Source organism: Bifidobacterium actinocoloniiforme DSM 22766 (assembly GCF_001263395.1).
GTDB classification, from domain to species: domain Bacteria; phylum Actinomycetota; class Actinomycetes; order Actinomycetales; family Bifidobacteriaceae; genus Bombiscardovia; species Bombiscardovia actinocoloniiformis.
In genome coordinates this window covers 1,710,524-1,726,348 of record NZ_CP011786.1, presented here as the reverse complement: position 1 = coordinate 1,726,348, position 15,825 = coordinate 1,710,524, and the positions used below count along the sequence as shown (strand labels likewise).

General features: G+C 63.0%; 25 protein-coding genes. All 25 read right to left on the bottom strand.

Features of this window, described 5'->3' with window-relative positions:
• The 25 genes from rpmD to AB656_RS06940 all read right to left on the bottom strand — a co-directional run bounded on the left by rpmD (position 1) and on the right by AB656_RS06940 (position 15,785).
• Positions 1 to 186, bottom strand: a complete 186-nt coding sequence (rpmD, locus tag AB656_RS07060) for a 50S ribosomal protein L30 (protein ID WP_033504349.1) — start codon at positions 184 to 186, stop codon at positions 1 to 3.
• Positions 186 to 962, bottom strand: a complete 777-nt coding sequence (rpsE, locus tag AB656_RS07055; RefSeq protein WP_033504348.1) for a 30S ribosomal protein S5 — start codon at positions 960 to 962, stop codon at positions 186 to 188. Before rpsE ends, rpmD begins: the two co-directional genes overlap by 1 nt.
• A complete protein-coding gene (rplR, locus tag AB656_RS07050) occupies positions 959 to 1,330 on the bottom strand; it encodes a 50S ribosomal protein L18 (protein WP_033504346.1) in 372 nt (123 codons plus the stop codon). The genes rpsE and rplR overlap by 4 nt, the downstream gene beginning before the upstream one ends.
• Before the next feature lies 1 nt (position 1,331).
• Positions 1,332 to 1,871: a 50S ribosomal protein L6 gene (gene rplF, locus AB656_RS07045; protein WP_033504345.1), complete on the bottom strand. Its 540-nt coding sequence runs from the start codon at positions 1,869 to 1,871 to the stop codon at positions 1,332 to 1,334.
• 16 nt (positions 1,872 to 1,887) lie between these two features.
• Positions 1,888 to 2,286, bottom strand: coding sequence for a 30S ribosomal protein S8 (gene rpsH, locus AB656_RS07040; RefSeq protein WP_033504344.1), 399 nt, complete (start codon positions 2,284 to 2,286; stop codon positions 1,888 to 1,890).
• Positions 2,287 to 2,366: 80 nt separating this feature from the next.
• Entirely contained in the window at positions 2,367 to 2,552 is a 186-nt protein-coding gene (locus tag AB656_RS07035) for a type Z 30S ribosomal protein S14 (RefSeq protein ID WP_033504343.1), read from the bottom strand.
• Between the two features lies 1 nt (position 2,553).
• Positions 2,554 to 3,126 (bottom strand): 50S ribosomal protein L5, encoded by a 573-nt coding sequence (rplE, locus tag AB656_RS07030; RefSeq protein ID WP_033504341.1) that lies wholly within the window; start codon positions 3,124 to 3,126, stop codon positions 2,554 to 2,556.
• The gene (rplX, locus tag AB656_RS07025) at positions 3,123 to 3,458 is read right to left on the bottom strand and encodes a 50S ribosomal protein L24 (protein ID WP_033504340.1); all 336 of its coding nucleotides are present in this window, start codon (positions 3,456 to 3,458) and stop codon (positions 3,123 to 3,125) included. The genes rplE and rplX overlap by 4 nt, the downstream gene beginning before the upstream one ends.
• A 1-nt stretch (position 3,459) precedes the next feature.
• Complete coding sequence (gene rplN / locus AB656_RS07020; RefSeq protein WP_033504339.1) at positions 3,460 to 3,828, bottom strand: 50S ribosomal protein L14; 369 nt, start codon at positions 3,826 to 3,828, stop codon at positions 3,460 to 3,462.
• Positions 3,829 to 3,911: 83 nt separating this feature from the next.
• Positions 3,912 to 4,178 (bottom strand): 30S ribosomal protein S17, encoded by a 267-nt coding sequence (rpsQ, locus tag AB656_RS07015; protein ID WP_033504338.1) that lies wholly within the window; start codon positions 4,176 to 4,178, stop codon positions 3,912 to 3,914.
• A 2-nt stretch (positions 4,179 to 4,180) separates the two neighbouring features.
• Positions 4,181 to 4,450: a 50S ribosomal protein L29 gene (rpmC, locus tag AB656_RS07010; protein WP_033504337.1), complete on the bottom strand. Its 270-nt coding sequence runs from the start codon at positions 4,448 to 4,450 to the stop codon at positions 4,181 to 4,183.
• Positions 4,450 to 4,869 carry a 50S ribosomal protein L16 gene (gene rplP, locus AB656_RS07005; RefSeq protein ID WP_033504336.1) on the bottom strand — a complete coding sequence of 140 codons (420 nt, stop codon included), beginning with the start codon at positions 4,867 to 4,869 and terminating at the stop codon, positions 4,450 to 4,452. The genes rpmC and rplP overlap by 1 nt, the downstream gene beginning before the upstream one ends.
• Before the next feature lie 3 nt (positions 4,870 to 4,872).
• Positions 4,873 to 5,724 (bottom strand): 30S ribosomal protein S3, encoded by an 852-nt coding sequence (gene rpsC, locus AB656_RS07000; RefSeq protein ID WP_033504335.1) that lies wholly within the window; start codon positions 5,722 to 5,724, stop codon positions 4,873 to 4,875.
• Positions 5,724 to 6,083, bottom strand: coding sequence for a 50S ribosomal protein L22 (gene rplV, locus AB656_RS06995; RefSeq protein ID WP_033504334.1), 360 nt, complete (start codon positions 6,081 to 6,083; stop codon positions 5,724 to 5,726). The genes rpsC and rplV overlap by 1 nt, the downstream gene beginning before the upstream one ends.
• Positions 6,084 to 6,103: 20 nt before the next feature.
• Positions 6,104 to 6,382, bottom strand: coding sequence for a 30S ribosomal protein S19 (gene rpsS, locus AB656_RS06990; protein WP_033504332.1), 279 nt, complete (start codon positions 6,380 to 6,382; stop codon positions 6,104 to 6,106).
• A 15-nt stretch (positions 6,383 to 6,397) separates the two neighbouring features.
• Positions 6,398 to 7,228: a 50S ribosomal protein L2 gene (gene rplB, locus AB656_RS06985; RefSeq protein WP_033504331.1), complete on the bottom strand. Its 831-nt coding sequence runs from the start codon at positions 7,226 to 7,228 to the stop codon at positions 6,398 to 6,400.
• 34 nt (positions 7,229 to 7,262) lie between these two features.
• Positions 7,263 to 7,559 carry a 50S ribosomal protein L23 gene (gene rplW, locus AB656_RS06980; protein WP_033504330.1) on the bottom strand — a complete coding sequence of 99 codons (297 nt, stop codon included), beginning with the start codon at positions 7,557 to 7,559 and terminating at the stop codon, positions 7,263 to 7,265.
• 5 nt (positions 7,560 to 7,564) lie between these two features.
• On the bottom strand, positions 7,565 to 8,239 hold the full coding sequence (rplD, locus tag AB656_RS06975) for a 50S ribosomal protein L4 (protein ID WP_033504328.1): 675 nt from the start codon (positions 8,237 to 8,239) through the stop codon (positions 7,565 to 7,567).
• Positions 8,240 to 8,244: 5 nt separating this feature from the next.
• On the bottom strand, positions 8,245 to 8,898 hold the full coding sequence (rplC, locus tag AB656_RS06970) for a 50S ribosomal protein L3 (RefSeq protein WP_033504327.1): 654 nt from the start codon (positions 8,896 to 8,898) through the stop codon (positions 8,245 to 8,247).
• 16 nt (positions 8,899 to 8,914) lie between these two features.
• Complete coding sequence (gene rpsJ, locus AB656_RS06965; protein ID WP_006295278.1) at positions 8,915 to 9,223, bottom strand: 30S ribosomal protein S10; 309 nt, start codon at positions 9,221 to 9,223, stop codon at positions 8,915 to 8,917.
• 685 nt (positions 9,224 to 9,908) lie between these two features.
• On the bottom strand, positions 9,909 to 12,644 hold the full coding sequence (gene adhE / locus AB656_RS06960) for a bifunctional acetaldehyde-CoA/alcohol dehydrogenase (RefSeq protein ID WP_033504325.1): 2,736 nt from the start codon (positions 12,642 to 12,644) through the stop codon (positions 9,909 to 9,911).
• 304 nt (positions 12,645 to 12,948) lie between these two features.
• On the bottom strand, positions 12,949 to 13,698 hold the full coding sequence (locus tag AB656_RS06955) for a hypothetical protein (RefSeq protein WP_033504324.1): 750 nt from the start codon (positions 13,696 to 13,698) through the stop codon (positions 12,949 to 12,951).
• Positions 13,699 to 13,961: 263 nt separating this feature from the next.
• Positions 13,962 to 14,447 carry a 30S ribosomal protein S9 gene (gene rpsI / locus AB656_RS06950; protein WP_033504323.1) on the bottom strand — a complete coding sequence of 162 codons (486 nt, stop codon included), beginning with the start codon at positions 14,445 to 14,447 and terminating at the stop codon, positions 13,962 to 13,964.
• Positions 14,448 to 14,467: 20 nt separating this feature from the next.
• Positions 14,468 to 14,917, bottom strand: a complete 450-nt coding sequence (gene rplM / locus AB656_RS06945; RefSeq protein ID WP_033504322.1) for a 50S ribosomal protein L13 — start codon at positions 14,915 to 14,917, stop codon at positions 14,468 to 14,470.
• A gap of 250 nt (positions 14,918 to 15,167) precedes the next feature.
• Positions 15,168 to 15,785, bottom strand: a complete 618-nt coding sequence (locus tag AB656_RS06940; protein ID WP_033504321.1) for a hypothetical protein — start codon at positions 15,783 to 15,785, stop codon at positions 15,168 to 15,170.
• Between the last annotated feature and the right edge of the window lie 40 nt (positions 15,786 to 15,825).

Genomic DNA, 15,825 nt, shown 5'->3' with positions numbered 1-15,825 from the left:
TCAGTCTGCCTCCTCAACAGTGACCAGGTGGCGAACCTTGTCGATCATGCCGCGGTAGACCGGTGTGTCGTCGAGGACGACGCTCTGACCGATCTTGTGCAGGCCCAGGGAGCGCGCATTCACCTTCTGACGCTCGGTCTGGTTGGCGAAACCCTTGACCAGGGTAACCTTAATCTGCTTGCTCATCACTCACCGTCCTTCTGGTCGGAAGCGGCCTTGGCCTTAGCTTCCTCACGGGCCTTGCGAGCCTCGGCGATGCCGGCTGCACGGGCCTTCAGCAGGGAGTCGGGAGCGACCTCTTCCAAGGTCAGGCCACGACGGGCCGCGATCTCCTCGGGCTCCTCCAAGGACTTCAGACCAGCCACAGTGGCGCGGACCATGTTGACAGCGGTGGCCGACCCCATGGACTTGGTCAGGATGTCGGTGATGCCAGCGCACTCCATGACGGCGCGAACCGGGCCACCGGCGATAACGCCGGTGCCGGGGGCCGCAGGCCGCAGGAGGACCGTGCCGGCTGCATCGTGGCCAATCACCGGGTGGGTGATTGTGCCGCGAATGCGCGGGACGGTGAACATGTGCTTCTTGGCGTCCAGCTGGCCCTTGGCGATTGCCGCCGGTACCTCGCGGGACTTGCCGTAGCCCACGCCGACCGTGCCCTTGCCGTCGCCCACGACCACCAGGGCAGCGAAGCTGAAGGTACGGCCGCCCTTGTGGACCTTGGACACACGGTTGATCGTTACGACCTTGTCGAGCATGTCGTCGTTGCGGTCGTCGCGGCCACGGCGGCCACGGCGTCCGTCACGCCGACCATCGCCCCTGCGGCCATCGCCACGGGAACCGCCACGGCGGCCTCGACGATCCTCGCCGCCATCCCTGGCTCCAGTCTCACCCGAGCGGGTGGCCTGCGCGGTTTGCGCCTCTCCAGCCACTTGGGTCTCCTTCGTCGTCTCGTTATCGCTCACAGTGCCAAACCTCCCTCACGGGCGCCTTCCGCAACGGCTGCGACGCGACCATGATACTTGTTGCCCCCGCGGTCAAAGACCACGGCGGTAATGCCCGCATCCTTGGCCTTCTGGGCAATCAGCTCTCCGACCTTATGGGCGGCAGCGACCTTGTCGCCCTCGACCTTGGGGAAGTCGCCAGCCAGCGTGGAAGCGCTGACCAGGGTGACGCCCCGGGTGTCGTCCACAATCTGGGCGACCATGTTGCGGTTGGAACGGGTAACCACCAGGCGGGGACGCTCGGCTGTGCCCTGGATGCGCTTGCGCAGGCGGGAGTGACGGCGCAGACGGGCAACCTTCTTGCCTTTTCCGCGAATTGCGACGCTCATATCACTTACCAGCCTTTCCTGCCTTGCGTAGGATGTGCTCATCCGCGTACTTGATACCCTTGCCCTTGTAAGGCTCAGGGGCGCGCAGCTTGCGGATGTTGGCCGCTGCTTGGCCAACCCGCTGCTTGTTGATGCCACGCACGATGATCTCGTTGGCGTTGGGCAGCTCGAAGGTGATGCCTTCGGGCGCGTCGACCGTCACCGTGTGCGAGTAGCCCAGGGAGAGCTCAAGGCCCTTGCCCTTGGCGACCGCGCGGTAGCCGGTGCCGACGATCAGCAGGTGCTTCTCGAAGCCCTTGGAGACGCCTTCTACGATCGAAGCGATGATCGAACGGGACAGGCCGTGGTTGGCCCTGGTGGAGCGCTCGTCGTTCATCGGATCAAGGATGATTTCAGAGCCGTCCACCTTGCCACTGATGCCCGCAGGTAGAGTGAAGGAGTCCGACCCCTTCGGCCCCTTGGCCGAGAAGTCGCGCCCCTGGAACGATACTTCCACGCCAGCCGGAATGGTGACGGGGAGCTTACCAATATGCGATGCCATGTTCAGCTCTCCTCTCTCACCACACGTAGGCGACGATTTCGCCGCCGATGCCCCGGTCGAGGCATTCCTTTTGCGTCATCAGCCCCGAGCTCGTCGAAATGATGGCCACACCCAGGCCTCCGAGAGGCATAGGCAGGGAGTCCGACTTGGCGTAGCGCCGCAGGCCGGGCTTGGACACCCGCTTGATGCCTTCGATGCTCCGCTCGCCGTGGGGGCCGTACTTGAGCGTGATCTGCAAGGTCCGGCCCACGCGGGCCTCCTTGGCCTCAAAGTCGGCGATGTAACCTTCGCGCTTGAGAATCTGCGCGATGGCCGCCTTGAACTTTGAATACGGCATGTCCACGGTCTCATGCTTGGCCGCGCTCGCATTGCGCAGACGAGTCAGCATGTCTGCGATAGGATCTGTCATTGTCATGTGGGCTTATGCCCTTCCTCGCGGTGGTTTCCGCCGCCCGGCAGTTGCCTGCCCGGGCCGCGGACCTTCAGCGTCGATCTTTACCAACTTGACTTCGTAACACCAGGCAGCTCGCCTGCATGAGCCTTGTTGCGAAGGCAGATGCGGCACAGGCCGAACTTACGATACACGGAATGAGGACGACCGCAGACCTGGCAGCGTGTGTAAGCACGCACCTTGAACTTAGGCTTGCGCGCCGCCTTGTTCCTCAGAGCGGTTTTTGCCATATCAGTTCTCCTTGAAGGGGAAACCGAGCTGCTTCAACAACACGCTGGCCTCCTCATCGTTCTTGGTGGTGGTCACCACAGTGATGTCCATGCCACGCTGATGGTCGATCTGATCAGGGTCAATCTCATGGAAGACGGACTGCTCGGTCAGGCCGAAGTTGTAGTTGCCCTGGCCATCGAACTGCTTGCCCGAGATACCGCGGAAATCGCGGATACGGGGCAGGGCGACGGTCAGCAGGCGATCCAGGAACTCCCACATGCGCTCGCCACGCAGGGTGACGTAAGCGCCGATGGCCTGGCCTTCACGCAGGTGGAACTGGGCCACGGACTTCTTGGCCTTGGTCACCTTGGGCTTTTGGCCGGTGATCGCGGAGAGATCCTTGATGGCGCCCTCAATCAGCTTGGAGTCACGAGCGGCGGCACCCACGCCCATGGAGACGACGACCTTTTCGATCTTCGGCACCTGCATGGGGTTCGCGAACTTGAACTGCTTGACCAGCTCGGGCACGATCTGCTCGGTGTACTTCTGCTTCAAACGAGGGACTGCCGGTGCTTCAACGGTTGTATCGCTCATGACAGCTCCTTGCCTGACTTCTTGGCGACGCGAGTACGGACGCGCTTGATGCGGCCGTCACGAGCCTCCTCCTTGACCACCACGCCCACTCGAGTCGGCTGCTTGGTCTCGGGGTCGATCACCATCACGTTGGAACGGTGAATCGGCGCCTCGACCGGCACAATGCCGGACTGCTGGCCCTGCTGGGTGGCCTTCATGTGCTTCTTGACGATTTGCACGCCTTCGACGATCAGACGGTCCTTGGGCAGAATCTTGGTGACCTTGCCCTCCTTGCCGCGATCCTTGCCGCGGATGACCTTGACCTGGTCGCCGGTCTTGATCTTGGCTACCATCTCAGATCACCTCCGGTGCGAGGGACACGATCTTCATGAAGCGCCTGTCGCGCAGCTCACGACCGACCGGTCCGAAGATACGAGTGCCGCGGGGCTCGTTCCCGTTGCCAAGAATGACTGCGGCGTTCTCGTCGAACTTGATGTAGGAGCCGTCGGGACGACGGTGCTCCTTCTTGGTGCGGACGACAACGGCCTTGACGACCTCGCCCTTCTTGACCGACCCGCCGGGGATGGCGTCCTTTACGGAGGCGACGATCACATCGCCGATGCCGGCATAGCGTCGCTTCGACCCGCCGAGCACGCGGATGGCTAGAATCTCCTTAGCACCCGTGTTGTCAGCGACGCGAAGCCGCGATTCCTGCTGAATCATTGATTCTCCTTAGCCGCGCTGGTTCTCCGCAAGCACCATACCCCGGTGAGGGGACGGTGACAAGCGGAGCCTTGCCGAACTTGTTACTTGGCGCGCTCCACGATCTCTTGCAGCCGCCAACGCTTGGTCTTGCTCAGGGGCCGGGTCTCCATGATCGAGACGAAATCGCCCACATGGGCCTCATTCATCTCATCGTGGGCCTTGACCTTGCGGTTCGAGCGGACGACCTTGCCGTACAGGGGGTGGGTCGAGCGCTGCTCGATCGAGACCGTGATGGTCTTGTCCATCCCGTCGGACACGACGTAGCCGCGACGAACCTTGCGGAAGTTGCGCTCCTGCTTGTCAGCCATGCTTACTTCTCCTCAGCTTCGCTCTTGCTGCTGTCAGCACCGTCCGCCGGCGCCTGGCTGATGCCGAGCTCGCGCTCACGCAGGACTGTGTACATCCTGGCGATGTCGTGCTTGACTGCCTTGAGGCGGGAGGTGTTGTCCAGCTGGCCGGTGGCGGACTGGAAGCGCAGGTTGAAGAGCTCCTCCTTGGACTTCTTGAGGAAGTCCTCAATCTCCGCATCGGTCTTCTCGGTCAGGTTCTTGATTGAGTATTCGGCCGTTCCGACTGTCATCAGATGTCACCGCCTTCGCGCGCGATAATCCTGCACTTCATGGGGAGCTTGTCGATCGCGCGGCGCAGGGCCTCACGGGCGACGTCTTCACTCACGCCACCGATCTCGAACAAGACGCGCCCAGGATGGACGTTCGCCACCCAGTACTCAGGCGCTCCCTTACCGGAACCCATTCGGGAACCGAGGGCGTGCTTGGTCAGCGGGCGATCAGGGAAGACCGTGATCCACACACGACCGCCACGCTTGATGTAGCGGGTCATGGCGATACGAGCGGCCTCGATCTGGCGGTTGGTCAGGTAGGTCGGAGCCAATGCCTGGATACCGAAATCGCCGAAGGCAATCTCGTTGCCGCCCTTGGACATGCCCCTACGGGAGGGACGATGCTGCTTGCGGTAGTTAACCCTCTTTGGGATAAGCACAGCTCACTCCTTTGCTTCCGTGGCGACCGGCGCCTCAGCCTCGGTCTGCGCGACCTGGGCGGGAGGCGTGGCGATGCCGCTGTTCTCGTGCTCGGCGGCCTGATGCTGGCGGGCCCGACCCTCGGAGGGGCGGGTGCTGCCACCACGGCGCGGACGGCGGTCGGAACCGCGACGGCCGCGGTTGCCCTGCTGGGCCTGCTGCTCGTCGAACTCACGCTCGGTCATATCGCCCTTGTAGATCCACACCTTGACGCCGATGCGGCCGTAGGTGGTGCGGGCCTCGAAGAAGCCATAGTCAATCAGAGCGCGCAGAGTCTGCAGGGGCACACGGCCCTCGCGGTAGAACTCGGAACGGCTCATCTCGGCGCCTCCCAGGCGACCGGAGAGCTTGATCCTGATGCCCTTGGCCCCCGCGCGCATGGCGTCCTGCTCCGCCTTGCGCATGGCGCGGCGGAAGGTGACTCGGTTGGTCAGCTGCTCGGCGATGCCCTGAGCAACCAGCTGCGCGTCGATCGCGGCGTTCTTGACCTCGAAGATGTTCAGCTGAACCTGCTTGCCGGTAATCTTCTCCAGCTTGGCGCGCACGCGCTCGGCCTCCGCGCCACGGCGGCCGATGACGATGCCCGGCCGGGCGGTGTGGATGTCGACGCGGACGCGGTCGCGCGTGCGCTCGATGATGATCTTGGAGACGCCTGCGCGCTCCAGATCCTTGTTCATCTCCTTGCGGATCTTGTCGTCCTCAAGCACGAAGTCGCTGTAGCGCTCCCCCGGCTTGTGAGAGTCGGAGAACCACTTGCTGCGGTGCTCTTCGGTAATGCCGAGCCGGTAGCCAAACGGGTTGATCTTCTGCCCCATTATCGGGCTCCTTCCTTGTCGGCCACGACAACCGTGATATGGCTGGTGCGCTTGTTGATGCGAGCCGCGCGCCCCTGTGCACGGGGACGGAACCGCTTCATGGTCACGCCCTCATCCACGTAAGTCTCGCGGACAACCAGCTCGTTCTCGCGGAAGGGCTCGTTGGCCCGGTCCGCCTTGACACGCGCGTTGGCGATCGCGGACTCCAGAACCTTACGGACCGGGACGGCCGCGTCCTGGGGCGCGAACTTCAAAATCGTGACGGCTTCACTCGCACGCTTGCCTCGGATGAGGTTGACGACGCGGCGAGCCTTGCGCGGCGTCACGCGGACGTGACGGGCAATTGCTTTAGCTTCCATGTCTATGCTCTTCCTCCGCCTCAGCGGCGTGCTTTCTTGTCATCCTTCACGTGCCCCTTGAAGGTGCGCGTGGGGGCGAACTCCCCGAGCTTGTGGCCCACCATGGCCTCAGTCACGAAAACCGGGACATGCTTGCGACCATCGTGCACGGCGAACGTGTGACCGATGAAGTCGGGGGTGATCATCGAACGGCGCGACCAGGTCTTGATGACCTCATGCGTGCCCTTCTCATTCTGCGCGTCGACTTTCTTCTGCAAGTGGGCGTCGACGAATGGCCCCTTCTTGATGCTACGAGTCATCTTTCCGACACTCCCTTACTTGCGGTTCTTGCCATTGGGCCGACGGCGCACGATCATCTTGTTCGAAGCCTTCTTCGGACGGCGCGTGCGAACTTCGCCCTTGCCCCACGGAGACACCGGCGGCTTGCCACCGCGCGTACGACCGCCATGCGGGTGGTCGACCGGGTTCATGGACTCGCCTCGGGTGATCGGCCTGCGGCCCAGCCAGCGGGCGCGCCCGGCCTTGCCGAGCTGCACGTTGGCGTGCTCCGAATTACCGACCTCACCGACCGTGGCGCGGCAGCGCGCGTCCACGTTGCGAATCTCGCCGGAGGGCATACGCAGCTGGGCGTAAGCACCATCCTTGGCGACCAACTGGACGCCAGCGCCGGCCGAGCGGGCGATCTTTGCGCCGCCGAGGGGGCGGAGCTCAATCGCGTGCACGATGGTACCGGTGGGGATGTTCGCCAGGGGCAGGTTGTTGCCAGGCTTGATATCGGCCTGGGGGCCTGTCTCAATCGCGTCACCCTGCTTGATGCCTTCAGGCGCCACGATGTAGCGCTTCTCGCCGTCCGCGAAGTGCAGGAGGGCGATGCGAGCGGACCGGTTGGGGTCGTACTCGATTTCGGCAACCTTGGCTGGCACGCCGTCCTTGTCCCAACGACGGAAGTCGATCAGGCGGTACTGGCGCTTGTGACCGCCACCCCGGTGACGGCTGGTGATACGGCCGTACGAATTGCGGCCGCCAGTCTTGTTCTTCTTGCGCAGCAGCGACTTCTCGGGCTTGGAGCGCGTGATCTCGGAGAAGTCCGAAACCGAAGCGTTGCGACGGCCCGCGGTCGTCGGCTTGTATGTGCGGATAGCCATAATGTAGTTCTTCCTTAACTTTCTCGGCTAGCCTTCAGTTACCGAAGACATCGATCGACTGACCCTCAGCCACCGTGACGATGGCGCGCTTCTCCGAGACGCGCTGGCCGAAGCCTGCACGGGTGCGGGTGCGCTTGCCCTGGCGGTTGAGCGTGTTGACCGAGGTCACCTTCACCTTGAAGATCTGCTCGATGGCCTGCTTGATCGCAACCTTGTTCGCGGACGGGTCCACCACGAAGGTGTACTGGCCACGGTCGGCGTTCATGTAGCTCTTCTCGGAAACAACCGGCTTAATGATGATGTCATGCGCTGGCTTGTGAATTGCTGCCATGAAAATCAGGCCTCCTTAGCGGTCTCGGCCTCGGCCGGGCTCTTGGCTTCCAGGAAGGCGTTGAAGCCTGCCTTGGTGAAGACCACGTCCTCGGCGGTGACCACATCGTAGGTGTTGAGCTGGTCGGCGAAGAGCGTGTGGACGGTCGGCAGGTTCCTGACGGAGAGCCACTCGTTGACCTCGTCGCGAGAGAAAACAATCGTCGTGAACCGAGCGCCGACGACGGGCATGAGAGCCGCCTTCGCGCCCTTGGTCGTGGGCGTCTCGCCGATGCCGAAATCGACCACATGCGTACGGCCGGCGTTCGTGCGGTCGGACAGGATGTAGCGCAAGGCTGCGGCCTTCATCTTCTTGGGGGTGCGCTGCGAGTAATCGCGGGGCACGGGTCCATGGGCCACAGCGCCGCCGGCCCACTGTGGGGAGCGGATGGAGCCCTGGCGAGCGCGACCGGTGCCCTTTTGCTTCCAAGGCTTCTTGCCGCCGCCGGAGATGCGGGAGCGGTTCTTGACTGCGTGCGTGCCCTGACGAGCCGCCGCCAGCTGGCCGATGACGACTTGGTGAATCAGCGGGATGTGAGCTTGCACGTCTTCCTCAGGGATACCGAAAATCTCGGCCGGGGCTTCGATGGAGCCGGCGGCCTGACCCTTGGCATCGGTGATATTCAAAGTGACGCTTGCCATAAGTATCAAGCTCCCTTCACGGACGAGCGAACCACGACGATCGAGCCGCGGGGGCCGGGAATGGCGCCCTTGACTGCGATGACGCCGTTCTCGATGTCGGCGGAGACGATGGTCAGGTTCTGCACGGTGGACGTGTCGTGCCCCATGCGGCCTGCCATGCGCTTGCCCTTGAGAATGCGGCTAGGCGTGGCGCACGCGCCGACGGAGCCGGGACGACGCTCGTTCTTGTGAGAGCCGTGGGTGCGGCGGTAGGACTTGAAGCCCCAGCGCTTGATGGTGCCGGCGAAACCCTTGCCCTTGGTGGTGCCGGTGACGTCGATGCTGCTGCCTTCGGGCAGCAAGTCGACCGGCAGCTCCTGACCGGGCTCGTACTTGTCGGCGTCCTCGGTGCGCACCTCGACCAAATGACGGCGTGGGGTGACCCCTGCCTTGGCGAAGTGCCCAGCCAGAGGCTTGGTTACCTTGGTCGGATCAATCTGACCGTAACCGATTTGCACGGCGGAATATCCGTCGCTCTCTTCGGTCTTGACGGCGGTCACCACGTTGGTGGAGACGTCGACCAAGGTGACGGGGACGAAGAATCCGTTCTCGTCCCACACCTGCGACATGCCGAGCTTGCGGCCCAGCAAGGCGGTGGTGTTCTTTTGCTCGCGAGTCATGCGGTTCCCTCCTCCCTTACAGCTTGATTTCGATGTTGACGTCCGCAGGCAGGTCGATGTGCATCAGCGAATCCACAGCCTTGGGCGTGGGGTCGACGATGTCGATAAGGCGCTTGTGCGTCCGCATCTCGAAGTGCTCGCGGGAGTCCTTGTACTTGTGAGGAGAACGGATGACGACATACACGTTCTTCTCAGTCGGCAGCGGAACGGGGCCAACAACCGTTGCGCCCGCGTTCGTCACCGTCTCGACGATTTTCTTCGCCGATTGGTCGATGACCTCGTGGTCATAGGACTTAAGCCTGATGCGGATTTTCTGTCCCGCCATTGCCGTCCGCCCTTTCTAGCGATGATTAACTGTTTACCAACCTGCTCTTGAGGGCACCGGCGCTTATGGCCCAGCAGGCATAGCCCGACGAACCAGTCCACATCAATGCGCGACCGCCCGGGCAGCCGTTCAACGGCCCGTGCGCACGCTCGCTATTTTGATTACCAAAGTGCGAGCCCCAAAAGAGGCAACTTTCTTATTTAAGCACGAGGGGGCCCCTAGCATAATCCGGGCGTGTCGTCGATGTACGACCCCACACAACCCGCGCCAATGCTAGTATCGCAGGCTCTGGAATCAACTCGCTGCGGCGCCGGCTCAACTAGCGCCGTTTCCACCTCGCCCCAACAGGTTAGCACGACCAGTCCAATGATTCCACGCAGGACTCAACGCTGGCGGGCGGCCGGCGGCAAACACGGTCCCAGCAGCCGACACGCTCGATGCGCATGTCCACGAAGAGCGGAGGCAGACCAGCGCCCTCGGCGTCAACCAACGCCCGAACCGGCGACTTTTGGCCGGTCGCCGGTTACCGCGATGCAGCGACAGGATCAGCAGGGCCGCCGATATAGAAAAGAGGCCGCCGACCTTTCGCAGCCGGCAGCCTCTCGACCGTCCCTCACGTGGCTCTGAGGCAAGGCCGCCGGTGGTCGCTCGCGCCCGAAGGCAACCAGCCCGGCCTCAACACCCCTCAGCCGACGCGCTGGGAAGCCTCCTCGGTGGCGGCTTCGCCTTCGCGAGCCACCCGCCTCGCATGCCCCTCTTCCTGGGGGACGCCGTAGTAGGCGGCGATGGCGATGTCCTTCATATCCTCGATCTGCGGGACGCGGGGATTGGCGGGAGTGCACTGGTCCTCGTACGCGCGCATGCCGATCTGGTCAAGCACGCTCCAGAAGTACTCCTCATCCACGCCAGCGGACTGGAAGGAAGAGTCCATGCCCAGCTTGTTGTCTCGGTAATCCTCCAGGGCCTGCGCGTACTTCTCCACGGCATCCTGCGGGGATGAGGACTTGATGCCCAGCTCGTTCGCCAGCTCCTGGTAACGCTCGGAGGCCGTGTACTCGCTGTACTTGGGCCAGGACGTGGACTCCTGGGGCACCTGGCCGTTGTAACGCACCACATACGGCAGCAGGATGGCGTTGGTGCGGCCGTGGGCCAGATGGCACAAGGCGCCGATCGTGTGCGACATGCCGTGGCACATGCCCAGGAAAGCCGAGCCGAAAGCCATCCCGGCCATTGTGCCCGCATTATGCATCTTCTCCTGGGCCTGGGTCCGTTCACGGCCAGGAGCCGCGTTGACGGAAATGTCCAGGTTGTCCCAGATGAGTTTGGCCGCGCGCAGGGCCATCGCGTCCGTGTAATCATTGGCATACACGGATACGAACGACTCGGTGGCGTGGGTCAGCGCGTCGAAACCGGAGTCGCAAGCCAGCGTCCTGGGCTGGGTGCGCGCCAGGACCGGGTCGACGATCGCGACGGACGGGGTGAGCGCGTAATCGGTGATCGGGTACTTGTAACCGGTCTTGTGGTCGGTGATGACCGCAAAGGGCGTGACCTCGGAGCCGGTGCCGGACGAGGTGGGGATGCACACGAGCTTGGCTCTGGACCCCAGCGGCGGAATCTTGAAGGCTCGCTTGCGGATGTCGAAGAACTTCTCGCGCACATCGGAGAAGGAGATCTCCGGGTGCTCGTACAGGAGCCACATGATCTTGGCCGCGTCCATCGGGGAGCCGCCGCCCACAGCGATGATGGTGTCGGGCTTGAAATCGTCGCGCATCATCTCCGACCCGCGCTCAACGGTCTCCACGCTCGGCTCAGGCTCGATGTTGTCGATGATGCGGAAGGTGACCGGCTCGCGGCGGGCGCGCAGCTGGTCGATGATCTTGTCCACGATGCCCAGCTGCTCCATCACCTTGTCGCACACAATCACAGCACGACGGATGCCGAACATGTCACGCAGGTACTTGATTGAATTGGGCTCGAAGTAGGTCTTGGCCGGGACCTTGAACCACTGCATGTTGTTATTCCTCCGCGCGATTCGCTTGACGTTGATCAGGTTGACGGCCTGGACGTTGCCCGAGACCGAATTGCCGCCGTAGGAGCCGCAACCCAAGGTGAGCGACGGGGCGATGGAGTTGTAGATGTCGCCGATGCCGCCCAGGGATGAGGGCTGGTTCCAGATGATGCGGCAGGCATGCATCCTCAGGCCGTATTCGCGCACCAGGTCCTGGTCGTCGGTGTGGATGGCCGCGGTGTGCCCGGCGCCGAATTTCAGCATCCGCTCGCACATGTCGAAGGCCTGGTCCTTGTCCTTGGCCTTGAGCACAGCCTGGACCGGAGCCAGCTTCTCCAGGGTCAGCGGCTCCATCTCGCCGACTTCCTTGCACTCGGCGGCGATGATGGTGGCATCCTCGGGAATCTCGAAACCGGCCTCGCGGGCGATGTACTGCGGCGACTTGCCTGGCACAACCGAATTGAGCTTGGGGGCGGGAGCATCCTTACCGGGGTAGGAGGTCACGCCGAACATGTAGCGCTCCAACAGCGCCTTCTCCTCCGGGTTGACGAAGTAGGCCTTGCGGCGCTTCATCTCCTCGACCAGACGCGCGTAAATGTCCTTGTGGGCGATGATGGCCTGCTCGGTGGCGCAGATCATGCCGTAGTCGAAGTGCTTGGACAGGATCAGATCGTTGACCGCGCGGGGCACATTGACCGTCTTGTCCACGTAAGCCGGCGCATTGCCGGCGCCGACGCCAAGTGCGGGCTTACCGGACGAATAAGCGGCCTTGACCATGCCAGGTCCACCGGTGGCCAGGATGGTCGCCACACCCGGGTGCTTCATCAGCGCGCCGGTCGCTTCGACCGAAGGATGCTCGATCCACTGGATGCAGTCGGCAGGAGCCCCGGCCTCGATCGCGGCGTCGCGCACGATCTTGGCCGCGGCCGTGGAGCATCGCTGGGCGAACGGGTGGAAGCCGAACACAATCGGGCAGCGGGTCTTCAGGGCGATCAGCGACTTGAAGATAGCGGTGGAGGTGGGGTTGGTCACGGGGGTGACCCCTGCGACCACACCGACCGGCTCAGCGATCTCGACGATGCCATCCACGTCGTAGTCGTTGATCACTCCAACCGTACGCTGGTGGGCGAGGTGGTTGGTCACATGCTCGCAGGCGAAGATGTTCTTGGTGGCCTTATCCTCCACCAAGCCACGGCCCGTCTCCTCAACGGCCATCTGCGCCAGCTCCAGGTGCTTGTTGAGGGCAGCGATCGAAGCCTTGGCCACGATCCGGTCCACCTGCTCCTGGTCGAGTTTCTCGAACTCGGTCAGGGCGGCCTGCGCTTTGGTAACCAGGGCGTCCACCTCATCCTGGGCACTCTGCGCTTCCTTGATGTCTTGGATCTTCGTTGATGTCTTACGCGCCGAAACCACAGCCCCTCCTTGTGACGGTCTGGCTCGGCACCCCATCCAAGAGCACACACCCCTCGGATGCGGCGCCCTTGTCTATCCTGCTCACTGCTTGGCCAACTAGTGTGACCAGATTCACAATGTAGCGGAAAGGGGCGAGTTCGCGCCACTCGAACGGGTTTCGTGCAATTTGCGGCGTGTCATGTGCGCACAATTCAGCATATACTGTTCATTTTTATATGCAGAATGTGCGCTTTATTGTGCGACTCCCAGACGTGCGGGCCAACCCCCTTAAATCCAGATGCGCTGGCCTGAGCACATCGCGCGGCTACTTGCCCCGCGAATCGTTCACGTCGAGCATGTCTATGTTGTTGGGCACCAGACAGGACTGGGCCTGCGGGCTCATGAAATCAAAGGCCATCTTGGATTCGTCGCCATCCGAACGAGCCCGCTCCCGGTCGAACTGCTCAACCGTATAGCTTTTGGGCACGAACCCGGCCCGCTGCAGGCAATCAATCGCAGCCTGCTGGGTATCCCTATACAGACCCGGATTGCCCAGCTGGGTCTGGTAAATAGGCGAAACGTCCGCGACGTAGCGCTGCTGACACTGGGCGACGGCCTGTCCATAGGAGCTGTTTTCAGTGCGGGCGCCGGACTGGGACTCGTAGGTCAGGCTATAGATGCCGCTAGAGGTTTTATGGGGCGAATACTCAGGATACCCCTGGTCAGCCACGCACTGCCTCATTTTGGACCAGGCATCCTCGTAATCGGCCGCATTCATGGAACCGGACTGGACCGTGCGCCTCAGGATGGCGCCCTGATAATCACCGGCGCCCTGGTCCAAGGCCCGCTGAGCCAGCTCGGCGATCGAGCCGGCCTGCTTGTCTTGGCGGCGCTGGGCCGGATCCTGGTCGTGACTGGCAGCCGGGGACACCGGATCATGCTCCGCGGCCACCGGCTTAGGGTCCGAAGAGGCACCAGCGGAACCGCATGCAGCGGTGGGCAGGGCCACCAGCAGGCCCAAAGCCAAAGCGGTCAAGGCACGAGCGGCACCGCGGGAGTAGGTGTGGTCATTCATGAGGTACCACCTAATCAGGTAGAGCTATGGCCAGCGTAAAGAAAAAAAGAATGGGACCTCCCACCAGAAAAGGAAGGGACGGCCGTGTCGCGAGAGAGGTATCGTTCTTTGAGTATCCCAGTACAGCCGGTTGTTCACAACAAAACTTCACGGTATCTTCACATAATCTTCATCTTCGCACCTTTCCCCAAATATGCGGGACCCCCGCCGTCCAATGAAGGACGAGCGGGGGTTCCAGCCGTAAGCCTTGCGGCCTGGAGCAATTAGCGCTTCGAGAACTGAGGCGCGCGGCGGGCCTTGTGCAGACCGGCCTTCTTGCGCTCGACGACGCGGGCGTCGCGGGTCAGGAAGCCAGCCTTCTTGAGGGCGGCGCGGTTGGCGTCGCGGTCGATGGCGTTCAGCGCACGGGCCACGCCCAGGCGAACAGCGCCTGCCTGGCCGGTCACGCCGCCTCCGTCGACCAGCACCTTGATGTCGAACTTGCCTTCGAGCTTCAGAAGCACGATCGGCGAGTTGACCTCACGCTGGTGCAGACGGGAGGGGAAGTACTCCTCAAGCGAGTGTCCGTTGATGGACCACTGGCCGGTGCCGGGGACCAGGCGCACGCGGGCGACTGCTTCCTTGCGACGACCCGTGCCGTAGCCCGGCGCGATCGCGGAGGTGCCGGTGCCAGCGCCGGAGTTGGTCTCGGAGGTGTACACGGTCTGCTCGGCTTCAAGAACCGCGGAGCTGTTGTTGTTGTCAGCCATAGTATTCATTCCCTTCGGTTCTACTTGGCCTGCTGCGAGACCTGAGTGATCTTGAACTCGGTCGGCTGCTGGCTCTGGTGCTTGTGATCCTCGCCCGCATAGACGTGCAGACGGGTCAGCTGGACCTTGGCCAGCTTGTTCTTAGGCAGCATCCCCTTGACCGCGGTCGTGATAATCCGCTCGGGGTTGTGCTGCATGAGCTCGCCGTAGGAATCGCGACGCAGGCCGCCGGGACGGCCGGAGTGGGCGTACAGGACCTTGCCGTCCTTGTTGCCGGTCAGGGCCACTTTGGACGCATTGATGACGATCACATGGTTGCCGGAGTCGGCGTGGGGCGCGAAAGTGGGCTTGTTCTTGCCGCGCAGCAGGGTCGCGACCTGGGCGGCCAGACGGCCGAGCACCACATCGGAGGCGTCGACGACGTACCAGTCATGACTTAAGTCAGCCGGCTTTGGGGTGAACGTTTTCACAGTTTCAACCTTTTCCTTGCATTGTGTTTCGGGCTCCCCGCCACGCCGTAAGGCAACGCGCGGAAAACCGCATTATCCGTGGGCTCCCTGCAAGTCCTAGACGGCGAGTGGGAAAAGCGCTTTGAGGACCCCTGAGGGAAACACAACAATACACCATTGTAGCCTGGGCCTAGACTTGGCACAAACCCGTCAAGAGCGCGCGTCGGCGTCGGGCCGGCAGCCCTGCTTGCGAGCCCGGACCGACCGTCCGTTAACGGGATGCGGCGGCCTTGGACACCTGCGTTTCGGTATCGGACCTAAGCCGTTCGATTGTGCCCGAACCGGTTGCCGGGTTCAAGGCCACGGCCCGGCGGACCATCGTGGCCAGGACCACTGGCGCGTCAGGCTCCACGCCTACGCCCAGCTGCCCGAGGAAGTCCAAAGTATCGGCATCCGTATCCTCGCTCTGAGCACCCTCCAGGCGCATCTTCCACGAAGTCATCGGATTGGTCAGGGCGGCCGCCCGTACGCTGCCGTCCGGATCCTTGGTCAGGAGGCCCACCAGCCAATTCTTATCGGCCTTATTGGCCGCGACGGCCCGGCGCACAGCTGGCTGCGGGTCCCGGGAGAGCTTGACGAGGATGTTCGGGAAGGGCATGTTCTGGGCCAAGCTCACCCGGTCCTCCACCGGTGTGTGCTCGTTGCCGGCCACCGCCTCCAGCAGAGCCGTTGCTCGCGAGAACGCCGCCTGCTCCGAACGATCAGGGAGAGGCCGGCGGGCCAGGGCGCTCAGCTCGGCCGAATCCTCGGAGTGCCGCAGCCGCTCATACGAGACGGTCAACGCCTCACCGGGCCGGCTCTCCTCCTGCTGCTCTTGCGCATCGCTCATGACCTCAATACTAAGCAAAGCGCCAGATTTAGATGCCGTG